Below are 12,236 nucleotides of genomic sequence, written 5' to 3' on the forward strand. Positions count from 1 at the left end.
TGGTCGCGCAGTTCCCCGCGAGGCGTCGGCGGTCGGCGTCAGGGTTGTGTCAAAGAGGCGGCCTCCGGTCGCCTCTGTCCATTTTGCCGTGATTATTGGCCGTAAGGTCGACGCTGCGTAGGCGGCGGTCACGGGAAGACAATGGGGACATGGCACGCGGGAAGCTTCGGATCTACCTCGGCGCGGCACCTGGCGTCGGCAAGACGTACGCCATGCTGTCCGAAGCGCACCGCCGGATCGAGCGCGGCACCGACTGTGTGGTCGCCGTCGTGGAGCACCACGGCCGTCCGCGCACCGAGGTGATGCTGCACGGCCTCGACCGGATCCCGCGCCGGGAGCTGGAGTACCGGGACGCGGTCTTCACCGAGATGGACGTGGACGCCGTGCTCGCCCGGCGGCCCCGGGTGGCCCTCGTGGACGAGCTGGCCCACACCAATGTGCCGGGCTCGCGCAACGACAAGCGCTGGCAGGACGTCGAGGAACTGCTGGCCGCCGGCATCGACGTGGTCTCGACCGTCAACATCCAGCACCTGGAGTCGCTCGGCGATGTCGTCGAGTCGATAACGGGTGTACGGCAGCGCGAGACCGTGCCTGACGAGATGGTCCGTCGGGCCGATCAGATAGAGCTGGTCGACATGTCGCCCCAGGCACTGCGGCGGCGGATGGCGCACGGCAACATCTACCAGCCGGACAAGGTCGACGCGGCCCTGTCGAACTACTTCCGGCCCGGGAACCTGACCGCGCTGCGGGAGCTGGCGCTGCTGTGGGTGGCGGACCGGGTCGACGAGTACCTCAACGCGTACCGCAGCGAGCACCAGGTGTCGCGGATCTGGGGTTCGCGGGAACGGATCGTGGTCGGGCTGACCGGCGGCCCCGAGGGACGCACCCTGATCAGGCGGGCCGCCCGGCTGGCCGAGAAGGGCGCGGGCGGCGAGGTCATGGCCGTCTACATCGCCCGCAGCGACGGGCTGACCTCCGCCTCGCCCAAGGAACTCACCGTCCAGCGCACCCTCGTCGAGGATCTGGGCGGCACCTTCCACCATGTCGTCGGCGACGACATCCCGGCCGCGCTGCTGGCCTTCGCGCGCGGGGTCAACGCCACCCAGATCGTGCTGGGTGTCTCGCGCCGCAAGAGCTGGCAGTACGTGTTCGGGCCGGGCGTGGGCGCGACCGTGGCCCGGGACTCGGGGCCCGACCTGGACGTCCACCTGATCACCCACGACGAGGCGGGCAAGGGGCGCGGGCTGCCCGTCGCCCGGGGCGCGCGGCTCGGGCGGGCCCGGATGGTCTGGGGCTGGCTGGTCGGGACCGCCGGGCCCCTGTTGCTCGCGCTGTTGCTGGCCGACGTCGAGACCGATCTCGGTCTCGCCAACGACATGCTGCTGTTCCTGTCCCTGACGGTGGCCGCGGCCCTGCTGGGCGGACTGCTGCCCGCGCTCGCCGCCGCCGTGCTGGGCTCGCTGCTGCTCAACTGGTTCTTCACCCCGCCGGTGCACACCCTGACGGTCGACGACCCGACGAACATCGTCGCCATCGTCGTCTTCATAGGGGTCGCGGTGGCGGTGGCGTCCGTGGTGGACCTCGCGGCCCGGCGCACCCACCAGGCGGCCCGGCTGCGCGCCGAGTCGGAGATCCTGTCCTTCCTCGCGGGCAGCGTGCTGCGCGGGGAGACCAGCCTGGAGGCGTTGCTCGAACGGGTGCGCGAGACCTTCGGGATGGAGTCGGTGGCCCTGCTGGAGCGCGGGAGCGACGTGGACCCGTGGACCTGCGCGGGCAGCGTCGGACCCCGGCAGGTGGACCGCCCGGAGGCCGCGGACGTGGACATGCCGGTCGGCGACCACATGGCGCTCGCCCTCTCCGGACGCGTCCTGCCCGCCGAGGACCGCCGGGTGCTGGCCGCGTTCGCCGCCCAGGCCGCCGTCGTACTGGACCGGCGGCGCCTGCGGCAGGAGGCCGACCAGGCCAAGGAGCTGGCCGAGGGCAACCGCATCCGCACCGCGCTGCTCGCCGCCGTCAGCCACGATCTGCGCACCCCGCTGGCCGGGATCAAGGCCGCCGTGTCGTCCCTGCGCTCCGACGACGTGGCCTGGTCCCAAGAGGACGAGGCCGAACTGCTCGCGGGCATCGAGGAGGGCGCCGACCGCCTCGACCACCTCGTGGACAACCTCCTGGACATGTCCCGTCTGCAGACCGGCACGGTCAGCGCGCTGATCCGTGAGATCGACCTCGACGAGGTGGTGCCGATGGCCCTCGGCGGCGTCCCCGCGGGCAGCGTGGGACTGGAGATCCCCGAGAGCCTGCCCATGGTCGCCGTCGACCCCGGGCTGCTGGAGCGCGCGGTCGCCAACGTCGTCGAGAACGCCGTCAAGTACAGCCCGCCCGGCACGCCCGTCCAGGTCTCCGCCAGCGCCCTCGGCGGCCGGGTCGAGGTCCGGGTCACCGACCGGGGCCCCGGCGTCCCGGACGAGGCCAAGGACCGCATCTTCGCCCCCTTCCAGCGGCACGGCGACGCCCCGCGCGGGACCGGCGTCGGGCTGGGGCTCGCGGTCGCCCGGGGCTTCGCCGAGGCCATGGGCGGCACCCTCGACGCCGAGGACACCCCCGGTGGCGGGCTCACCATGGTGCTCACCGTGCGGGCCGCGGCGAACGGCTCCGGGCCCGGCACGGCCGTGCCGCCGGGCGTCGAGCGGTGGTCGGACACGGGGACCGGGCCGGATACGCCCCCGTCGTCGGGCACCGACCCGCCGCCGGAGACGTCTACGTCGGCAGACGCCGCCGCGTCGGCGGACACGGCCGCCGGCACACCGGCCGGCGGGGCCACATCGGCAGAGAGGCGAACCACATGACCCGGGTGCTCGTGGTCGACGACGAGCCGCAGATCGTCCGCGCGCTCGTGATCAACCTGAAGGCCCGCACGTACGAGGTCGACGCGGCCCACGACGGCGCGGGCGCCCTCGAACTCGCCGCCGCCCGCCACCCCGACGTCGTCGTTCTCGACCTGGGGCTGCCCGACATGGACGGCGTCGAGGTGATCAGGGGGCTGCGCGGCTGGACCCGGGTACCGATCATCGTGCTCTCCGCCCGGCACACCTCCGACGAGAAGGTCGAGGCCCTCGACGCGGGCGCCGACGACTACGTCACCAAGCCCTTCGGCATGGACGAACTGCTCGCCCGGCTGCGCGCCGCCGTCCGCCGTGCCGAACCCGTCGCGGGCGAGGAGGGCGACGTGATCGTGGAGACCGACGACTTCACCGTGGACCTGGCCGCGAAGAAGGTGCACCGGGACGGCAGGGACGTCCGGCTCACCCCCACCGAGTGGCACCTCCTGGAGGTACTGGTCCGCAACACCGGGCGGCTGGTCGGCCAGCGACAGCTGCTCCAGGAGGTCTGGGGGCCGTCCTACGGGACGGAGACCAACTACCTGCGGGTCTACATGGCCCAGCTGCGGCGCAAGCTGGAGGGCGACCCCTCACGGCCCCGGCACTTCATCACCGAGGCGGGGATGGGGTACCGCTTCGAGAAGTGAGCGGCCGTCCTGGTCCGGCGGCCCGTTCCGTACGGGGTGCGGCTCTGTCGGCGGGCCCCGGTACGCTTTTGTCATGAGTGCTGTTCCTCGTTCCGAGAAGCCGGCGGGCCGGTTCCGCCGCATGCTCGACCGGCTCTCCTCGTCCCAGACGGACCTGGAGTCGGAGGAGCTGCGCGAGGACGCGGACACCGCGGGCTGCACGCGCATCTGTGACTGCCACGACCGGCAGATAGTGACGGTTACTGGTACCTTGCGCACGGTCACGCTGCGCCCCCGTGCCGGTGTCCCGGCCCTGGAGGCCGAGCTGTTCGACGGTTCGGCCGCGCTGGACGTGGTGTGGCTGGGCAGACGCTCCATCGTCGGGATAGAGCCGGGGCGCAAACTGATCGCATCCGGCCGGGTCTCGATGAGCCGGGGCCGTAGGGTGCTGTTCAATCCGAAGTACGAACTCAGACCGCTCGGACGGGAGTAGCCGGTGACGTCGCTCGACAAGCCGACGGAAGACGCCCAGCGCGGCGTCCAGGACGCCGAGGGCGGACCGGACGGCTCGGACGCCTCGCACGACTCCAGGGCGGTGACGGAGGCGGCGCTGTTCGAGGCGTTCGGCGGCGTGCGCGGCATGGTCGAGACCGTGCTCCCGGGGCTGCTCTTCGTCTCCATCTTCACGATCAACAAGGACCTGCACTCGGCCGCCCTCGCGGCGCTCGGTGTCTCCGTCCTGCTGGTCGTGGTGCGGCTGGTCATGAAGGACACCGTCAAGCACGCCTTCAGCGGTGTCTTCGGGGTCGCCTTCGGTGTGGTCTTCGCGATGATGACCGGCAACGCCAAGGACTTCTATCTGCCGGGCATGCTCTACACGCTGGGCCTCGGGCTCGCGTACATCATCACGACGGTGGCCGGGGTGCCGCTGATCGGGCTGATGCTCGGCCCGGTCTTCAAGGAGAACCTGTCCTGGCGGACCCGGAACCCGGGCCGGAAGAAGGCGTACGCGAAGGCGAGCTACGCCTGGGGCGCGATCCTGCTCGCCAAGTGCGCGATCCTCTTCCCGCTGTACTGGTGGGCCGACACCACCCAGCTGGGCTGGGTGCTCATCGCCCTGAAGATCCCGCCGTTCCTGCTCGCCGTCTGGCTGACCTGGATCTTCCTCGCGAAGGCGCCGGCGCCGATCGACGTGTTCGCGGAGATGGAGGCGGAGGAGCGCGCGGCGGAGGAGCGGAAGGCCGCGGCTCGGGCGGGCGAGTAGGCACCCCGGGCGTGCGTGCGGGCCTCACTGGGGGCTGCCGCCCCCAGGCCCCCGCTTCGGCCTGAACGGCCTCGTCCTCAAACGCCGGACGGGCTGGTTGTACCTGGACCGGGCTGTGAAGGGTACCGAGAACGGCTGCCAGAGCCACAGACGAACGGCTGCCAGAGCCACAGACGACGGAGGGGCGCCCGGAATCTTCCGGGCGCCCCTCCGTCGTCGTATCGTCCGGCTCAGCTCGTCGCGTCCTCGCGGCGGACCGAGAGGAGGTCCTCCAGCTGCTCCTCGCGCGCCTGGGCGGCCACGAACAGGAGTTCGTCGCCGGCCTCCAGGGAGTCGTCCGAGGTCGGGGTGAGGACCCGGGTGCCGCGGATGATCGTGACCAGGGAGGTGTCCTCCGGCCACTCGACGTCGCCGACCTGGGTGCCGGCGAGGGCCGACTCGGGCGGCAGGGTCAGCTCGACCAGGTTGGCGTCGCCGTGGCTGAAGCGCAGCAGCCGGACCAGGTCGCCGACGCTGACGGCCTCCTCGACCAGGGCCGACATCAGCCGGGGGGTCGACACGGCCACGTCCACGCCCCAGGACTCGTTGAAGAGCCACTCGTTCTTGGGGTTGTTGACGCGGGCGACGACGCGCGGAACGCCGTACTCCGTCTTCGCCAGCAGCGAGACGACCAGGTTGACCTTGTCGTCGCCGGTCGCGGCGATGACGACGTTGCAGCGCTGGAGCGCGGCCTCGTCGAGGGAGGTGATCTCGCAGGCGTCGGCGAGCAGCCACTCCGCCTGGGGGACGCGCTCGACCGAGATGGCGGTCGGCGCCTTGTCGATGAGAAGGACCTCGTGGCCGTTCTCCAGCAGTTCGCCCGCGATCGAGCGGCCGACCGCTCCGGCTCCGGCAATGGCGACCCTCATCAGTGACCGCCCTCCTCGTCGGGGCCCTCGGCGAAGGACGCCTCGACCTTCTCCACGTCGTCCGTACGCATCATCACGTGCACGAGGTCGCCCTCCTGCAGCACCGTCTGGGAGGACGGCAGGATCGCCTCGCCCAGCCGGGTCAGGAAGGCCACGCGGACGCCGGTCTCCTCCTGCATCTTGCTGATCTTGTGGCCCACCCAGGCCGACGAGGCGTGCACCTCGGCGAGCTGGACGCCGCCGGTGGGGTCGCGCCACAGCGGCTCCGCCCCGGACGGCAGCAGCCGGCGGAGCATCTGGTCGGCGGTCCAGCGGACCGTGGCGACCGTCGGGATGCCCAGGCGCTGGTAGACCTCGGCGCGGCGGGGGTCGTAGATCCGGGCCGCCACGTTCTCGATGCCGAACATCTCGCGGGCCACGCGGGCGGCGATGATGTTGGAGTTGTCGCCGCTGGAGACGGCGGCGAACGCGCCCGCCTCCTCGATGCCGGCCTCACGGAGGGTGTCGCGGTCGAAGCCGATCCCGGTGACGCGCCGGCCGCCGAATCCCGAGCCCAGACGACGGAACGCCGTGGGGTCCTGGTCGATCACGGCGACCGTGTGCCCCTGTTGCTCGAGGGTCTGGGCGAGGGTGGAACCCACTCGCCCGCAGCCCATGATGACGATGTGCACGACCGTCCTTCCGGTGTCAATAGCTACTGTTCAGCCGAAACGTCGAAAACAGGGTCTCAGACCGTCGCCCAAGCTACACACGTGCGGTCCACCGGGGGCACCCCTGTGCGGGCCCCGGTCACATCGTGGGACGACGTCGGCTGATCCGGCGGACGCTGACCCCCGTCAACAGACCGAGTCCGACGAGGGAGACGAGCGCGCCGATCAGCTCCGCGGTCGCGGCCTGCATGGGGTCTCCAGTGGGTGAGATGGACGAGGGCGTCCTCGAGGCGGACGAGGGCGTCCCGGGATTCGTCATACAGACGTGAGGACGCCGCCCATCAGACCGGAGGATGCGTGACGTGACGCACTTCGCAGTCGCCGCGGTACGGATTTCACCCCGGGGCCCGCCGGGATTTCACCCGGATGTGCCCAGAACCAGTCGGGGCGCTTACGATCCTCTGCGTGTCCAAACTGACCGACGTGCCCAAACGGATCCTGATCGGGCGCGCTCTGCGCAGCGACCGGCTGGGCGAAACGCTCCTGCCGAAGCGCATCGCACTCCCCGTCTTCGCTTCCGACCCGCTCTCGTCCGTGGCGTACGCGCCCGGCGAGGTGCTGCTGGTCCTCTCCATCGCGGGCGTGTCGGCCTACCACTTCAGCCCCTGGATCGCGGTCGCGGTCGTCGTGCTGATGTTCACCGTGGTGGCGTCGTACCGGCAGAACGTGCACGCGTACCCGAGCGGCGGCGGCGACTACGAGGTGGCCAACACCAACCTCGGCCCCAAGGCCGGCCTCACCGTGGCCAGCGCGCTCCTCGTCGACTACGTCCTCACCGTCGCCGTGTCCATCTCCTCCGGTGTGGAGAACCTCGGCTCGGCCGTCCCCTTCTTCGTCGAGCACAAGGTGCTCTGCGCGATCGGCATCATCGTGCTGCTGACGCTGATGAACCTGCGCGGGGTGAAGGAGTCCGGGAAGCTCTTCGCGATCCCGACGTACGTCTTCGTCGTCGGTGTCTTCCTGATGATCGCCTGGGGCGCGTTCCGCGGCCTGGTCCTCGACGACACGATGCGGGCGCCCACCGCGGATCTGGAGATCAAGCCCGAGCACCAGGGCCTCGCCGGTTTCGCGCTGGTGTTCCTGCTGCTGCGCGCCTTCTCCTCCGGCTGTGCCGCGCTCACCGGCGTCGAGGCGATCTCCAACGGCGTCCCCGCCTTCCGTAAGCCCAAGTCGAAGAACGCGGCCACCACGCTCGCCGCGATGGGCCTGCTCGCCGTGACCATGTTCTGCGGCATCATCGGCCTGGCCATGGTCACCAAGGTCAGGATGGCCGAGAACCCGGCGGTCGACCTGGTGCGCGACGGCACCCCGGTCGGCGACTCCTACGTCCAGAACCCGGTGATCTCCCAGGTCGCGGCGGCCGTCTTCGGCGACGGCACCTTCCTCTTCGTGGTGCTGGCCGCCGCCACCGCCCTGGTCCTCTTCCTGGCCGCCAACACCGCCTACAACGGCTTCCCGCTGCTCGGCTCGATCCTCGCCCAGGACCGCTACCTCCCGCGCCAGCTGCACACCCGGGGCGACCGTCTCGCCTTCTCCAACGGCATCGTGCTCCTCGCGGGCGCCGCCGTGCTGCTGGTGTGGATCTACGGCGCCGACTCCACCCGCCTGATCCAGCTGTACATCGTCGGTGTGTTCGTCTCCTTCACGCTCAGCCAGACCGGCATGGTCCGGCACTGGAACCGCCATCTGCGCACCGAGAAGGACCCGGCCAAGCGCCGCCACATGGTCCGCTCCCGCGCGATCAACACCTTCGGCGCCTTCTTCACCGGCCTCGTCCTGATCGTCGTCCTCGTCACCAAGTTCACCCACGGCGCCTGGGTCGCCCTGCTCGGCATGGTGATCTTCTACGCGACGATGACGGCCATCCGTAAGCACTACGACCGGGTCGCCGCGGAGATCGCCGCGCCGGACGGCCCGAGCGACGACGTCGTACGGCCGTCGCGGGTCCACTCCGTGGTGCTGATCTCCAGGATCCACCGCCCCACCCTGCGCGCCCTCGCCTACGCCAAGCTGATGCGCTCCCACACGCTGGAGGCGCTCAGCGTCAACGTCGACTCCGCGGAGACCAAGGCGCTCCAGGAGGAGTGGACCCGGCGCGGCATCGACGTACCGCTGAAGGTCCTCGACTCGCCGTACCGCGAGGTGACCCGGCCGGTCATCGAGTACGTCAAGGGCCTGCGCAAGGAGTCGCCGAGGGACGCGGTGTCCGTGATCATCCCCGAGTACGTGGTCGGCCACTGGTACGAGCATCTGCTGCACAACCAGAGCGCGCTCCGACTCAAGGGACGGCTGCTCTTCACGCCGGGTGTCATGGTGACCTCCGTGCCCTACCAGCTGGAGTCCTCCGAGGTCGCCAAGCGCCGGGCGCGCAAGCGGCAGGAGTGGAGCGCGCCGGGGTCGGTACGGCGCGGGCCGGCGCACGACCGTCCGAAGGACAAGAACGGGACGAAGGAGTCTGCGGCCCACAAGAGCTGAACGCTCGTGGTCGGCGGCCGGACGGCACCCACGTAGACTGGTGGGCTGTTGTCCGGCCGTTGTCGCTTTCCTCTCTTCTGGAGTCACCCCACCATGCAGGCAGAACCCAAGAAATCGCTGGTGGGGGAGGAGTACGAGGTCGAGGTCGGCCCCGTCGCCCACGGCGGCCACTGCATCGCGCGGACGTCCGAGGGCCAGGTCCTCTTCGTACGGCACGCGCTGCCCGGCGAGCGCGTCGTGGCGCGTGTGACCGACGGCGAGGAGGGCGCGCGCTTCCTGCGGGCGGACGCGGTGTCGGTCCTGTCGGCCTCCAAGGACCGCGTCGAGGCCCCCTGCCCCTACGCCGGCCCCGGCCGCTGCGGCGGCTGCGACTGGCAGCACGCGAAGCCGGGTGCCCAGCGCCGTTTCAAGGGCGAGGTGATCACCGAGCAGCTGGAGCGGCTCGCTGGTCTCACGCCCGAGGACGTGGGCTGGGACGGCACCGTGATGCCGGCCGAGGGCGACAAGCTGCCGGCCGGCGAGGTCCCGGCGTGGCGTACGCGGGTGCAGTACGCGGTGGACGAGTCGGGGCGCGCCGGTCTGCGCCGCCACCGCTCGCACGAGGTGGAGCCGATCGACCACTGCATGATCGCGGCGCCGGGCGTCTCGGAACTGGGCATCGAGAAGCGTGACTGGACGGGCATGGCGTCGATCGACGCGATCGCGGCGACGGGGTCGCAGGACCGTCAGGTCATCCTGGAGCCCCGGCCCGGGGCGCGGCTGCCCATCGTCGAGCTGGACAAGCCGGTGTCCGTGATGCGGGTCGAGGAGAAGGACGGGGGCGTGCACCGCGTCCATGGCCGCCCCTTCGTCCGCGAGCGCGCGGACGACCGCACGTACCGGGTCGGCAGCGGCGGCTTCTGGCAGGTCCACCCCAAGGCCGCCGAGACCCTCGTCAAGGCCGTCATGCAGGGACTGCTGCCGCGCAAGGGCGACATGGCGCTCGACCTCTACTGCGGGGTGGGGCTGTTCGCGGGCGCCCTCGCCGACCGTATCGGCGACAAGGGCGCGGTCCTCGGCATCGAGTCCGGCAAACGCGCCGTCGAGGACGCGCGGCACAACCTCGCCGGCTTCGAACGCGTCCGCATCGAACAGGGCAAGGTCGAGGCGGTGCTGCCGCGCACGGGCATCTCGGAGGTCGACCTCATCGTCCTCGACCCGCCCCGCGCCGGAGCCGGCCGCAAGACCGTCCAGCACCTGTCGTCCCTGAGCGCCCGCCGCATCGCGTACGTCGCCTGCGATCCGGCTGCGCTGGCTCGGGATCTGGGGTACTTCCGGGAGGGCGGGTATCGGGTGCGGATGCTTCGGGCGTTCGATCTGTTTCCGATGACGCATCATGTGGAGTGCGTTGCCATCCTTGAACCGGCTGCCAAGGGGTCCTGAGCTGGGGTGTCAGGCGCCTTCGGGCAGGTCGAACCCTGTCGGTGGGGCGGGTACCCAAGGGGGCGAGGAGGGCATGCGGCGCTGGGGGCAGACCGGCTGGGTGCGGCTGGTCGGATGTCCCGGAAGAGACCAGTGAACGCGGTGACCTGCCGCGATGAGTGACTTGTGGTCGATGACCTGCGTGAATGACCTTTCGGCTGTTTCACGCTCGTGCCGCTAGAGGGGACCGGAAGTCCCAGAAGAGTTCCAGGGGACTCCCGTGCGGGCCGAGCCGACGGTCCCGGCGGCGAGGGTGACCTTGAGGGCGGTGGGCGACTTGGCCAACGGGGTCTCCGCCGCCTCCTTCGTGGCGGGGCCTCTGGATCACATCCTCCAGATGGGCGTTGTCAGGTGCCACCCGGGTCAGCGGATCCCCGCCACCCGTGATCGAGGGGGCCTCGACGATCTTCGGTACGGCGGCCGGCGCGTCGCCCACACTGTCCCGCTCCAGCCGGTCGAGCCGGGCCCGCAGCGGGGCAGTGGGCCGCGCCGAGGATGCGGGTGTACGCGCGCACGCTTGCGTGATCCGTCGGTCCGCCGATGGACGTGCCCGGACCGATACGCCGTGCCGATGGCACAGCGTATTCGGAACCGCTTGAGCCAGGAGGGACAAGAGCGCCGCACCGCAGCCTTGCCATGTGCGGGAGAAGCGCGCGCCTGTCTACTGCACGAGTCGGCCGGTGTGTTCTTGTGGGTGTCCACGAAAAGATCCTGCCCGACGGCAGTGGCTCGACGCCGAGTTGCGACCTGCTCAGCAGTGAGGCCGGATGCGTACCGGAGGTCGGCAAGTGCCTCGGTCCCGCTCGGCGTATCCCTGAGATCGGAGGTGGCGCATCCCAGGGCATCGGCGAGACGCCGTACATTGCGGGCTTGCGGCATGTGCCTGCCCTGCTCCCAGTTCATGACCACGAGGTACGTGACTCCCAGGCGGTCAGCACGTACCTGCGGAGTCGGCAGCCGGTTCTCAACCGATCTTGGAACGCGGGAATCGAACGGCCCCGCTCGCTCGACGGTGAGGAGAGTAAGTGCCCACTCTGATCAACGCTGTTGATGTCCGGCCGCGCGTGTACTACCGGACCATCCAGATCGGCCCCATCCTCTTCGAACAAGCACCGGCGGAGGACGACATTGTTCAGATCCCCGGAGAAGGCTGGAGCCTCACCTCCAGTGACAATGATTTCTACCCTTTGGTGCGTTTGGAGGTGTGGGACGGGCCCGCTCCTCAGCCATCAGGCTCTTGGGAGTACGAACGGACTTTCCATTCCCCGATGGCGGATCGCCTCACGGTGGTCGATTTGAATGGCGTCTGCTACGGCGAGATCGTGCTGCGGCCGGGGCGCTATCACCTACGGTTACTCTGCCGAGGGCGGGATCATGTTGAGGCCGCGCTGGCACTCGATCCCTTCCCTCCTGAAGGGCCGCATGAGGATCCCCTTGAGGTGTGGGTTGTCCAGCTTTGGCCTGTTGAGTTCCTGGTCGGGTGATCATCCGGCGGTACGCGCATAAGGACAGAGCCGCCTGGTTTCCGGTGCCGGCTGGCTTCAGGGGCGGGGTGGACGGCTCGAGGGCTACACCCACCGGCAGCTGCTGGACGCGATCCGTTACCTGATCGCGGGCGGGATCTCGTGGAGGGCGATGCCCGCGGACTTCCCCGCATCGGGCCGGGTCGACGCCTTCTTCCGGCGCTGGCGGGAGCACGGGCTGATCGCCGAGTTCCACGACCGGCTGCGCGGGAAGGTCCGTGAACGCGAGGGCTGTGAGGCCGAGCCCACGGCGGGGATCATTGACGCGCAGTCGGTGCGGGCCGGCCCGGGACGTGGCGTGGATCATGGAGCGCGACTCGGCGTTCGGAGTGAGCGGGGCGGCTGCCTGGGGTGAGTTGGCTGCCGCAGGCTGCTCAGCTCTGAGTAGGG

The 12,236-nt window shown here is 70.4% G+C and carries 10 protein-coding genes and 1 pseudogene; 8 read left to right on the top strand and 3 right to left on the bottom strand.

Annotated features, from left to right (window positions below):
- Window positions 1-149: 149 nt before the first annotated feature.
- From J8M51_RS22085 to J8M51_RS22100, 4 genes are all read left to right on the top strand, one after another.
- The gene (locus J8M51_RS22085) at window positions 150-2,846 is read left to right on the top strand and encodes a sensor histidine kinase (protein WP_086753679.1); all 2,697 of its coding nucleotides are present in this window, start codon (window positions 150-152) and stop codon (window positions 2,844-2,846) included.
- Window positions 2,843-3,526: a response regulator gene (locus tag J8M51_RS22090; RefSeq protein ID WP_086753740.1), complete on the top strand. Its 684-nt coding sequence runs from the start codon at window positions 2,843-2,845 to the stop codon at window positions 3,524-3,526. The genes J8M51_RS22085 and J8M51_RS22090 overlap by 4 nt, the downstream gene beginning before the upstream one ends.
- A 73-nt stretch (window positions 3,527-3,599) precedes the next feature.
- On the top strand, window positions 3,600-3,998 hold the full coding sequence (locus J8M51_RS22095) for an OB-fold nucleic acid binding domain-containing protein (RefSeq protein ID WP_005481623.1): 399 nt from the start codon (window positions 3,600-3,602) through the stop codon (window positions 3,996-3,998).
- 3 nt (window positions 3,999-4,001) lie between these two features.
- Window positions 4,002-4,769 carry a DUF3159 domain-containing protein gene (locus J8M51_RS22100; RefSeq protein WP_086753676.1) on the top strand — a complete coding sequence of 256 codons (768 nt, stop codon included), beginning with the start codon at window positions 4,002-4,004 and terminating at the stop codon, window positions 4,767-4,769.
- Between the two features lie 230 nt (window positions 4,770-4,999).
- On the opposite strand, the gene J8M51_RS22105 is transcribed toward J8M51_RS22100, so the two are convergent.
- A complete protein-coding gene (locus J8M51_RS22105) occupies window positions 5,000-5,677 on the bottom strand; it encodes a potassium channel family protein (protein ID WP_086753674.1) in 678 nt (225 codons plus the stop codon).
- Window positions 5,677-6,348, bottom strand: coding sequence for a potassium channel family protein (locus J8M51_RS22110; RefSeq protein WP_086753671.1), 672 nt, complete (start codon window positions 6,346-6,348; stop codon window positions 5,677-5,679). Before J8M51_RS22110 ends, J8M51_RS22105 begins: the two co-directional genes overlap by 1 nt.
- 444 nt (window positions 6,349-6,792) lie before the next feature.
- Here J8M51_RS22110 and J8M51_RS22115 point away from each other — a divergent pair, with 444 nt between their 5' ends.
- Window positions 6,793-8,862 carry an APC family permease gene (locus tag J8M51_RS22115; RefSeq protein ID WP_086753669.1) on the top strand — a complete coding sequence of 690 codons (2,070 nt, stop codon included), beginning with the start codon at window positions 6,793-6,795 and terminating at the stop codon, window positions 8,860-8,862.
- Window positions 8,863-8,955: 93 nt separating this feature from the next.
- Window positions 8,956-10,284, top strand: coding sequence for a class I SAM-dependent RNA methyltransferase (locus J8M51_RS22120; RefSeq protein ID WP_086753667.1), 1,329 nt, complete (start codon window positions 8,956-8,958; stop codon window positions 10,282-10,284).
- 355 nt (window positions 10,285-10,639) lie between these two features.
- Here J8M51_RS22120 and J8M51_RS46295 read toward each other — a convergent pair.
- Window positions 10,640-10,901 (bottom strand): annotated as a pseudogene (locus J8M51_RS46295) (hypothetical protein); the annotation flags it as partial.
- A gap of 447 nt (window positions 10,902-11,348) precedes the next feature.
- Between J8M51_RS46295 and J8M51_RS22130 the strand changes: the two are divergent.
- Both J8M51_RS22130 and J8M51_RS22135 read left to right on the top strand, forming a co-directional pair.
- A complete protein-coding gene (locus tag J8M51_RS22130) occupies window positions 11,349-11,807 on the top strand; it encodes a hypothetical protein (RefSeq protein WP_086753665.1) in 459 nt (152 codons plus the stop codon).
- A gap of 34 nt (window positions 11,808-11,841) precedes the next feature.
- Window positions 11,842-12,201: a transposase gene (locus J8M51_RS22135; protein ID WP_319922825.1), complete on the top strand. Its 360-nt coding sequence runs from the start codon at window positions 11,842-11,844 to the stop codon at window positions 12,199-12,201.
- Window positions 12,202-12,236: the final 35 nt, after the last annotated feature.

The sequence above is a fragment of the Streptomyces griseiscabiei genome (assembly GCF_020010925.1).
GTDB classification, from domain to species: Bacteria; Actinomycetota; Actinomycetes; order Streptomycetales; family Streptomycetaceae; genus Streptomyces; species Streptomyces griseiscabiei.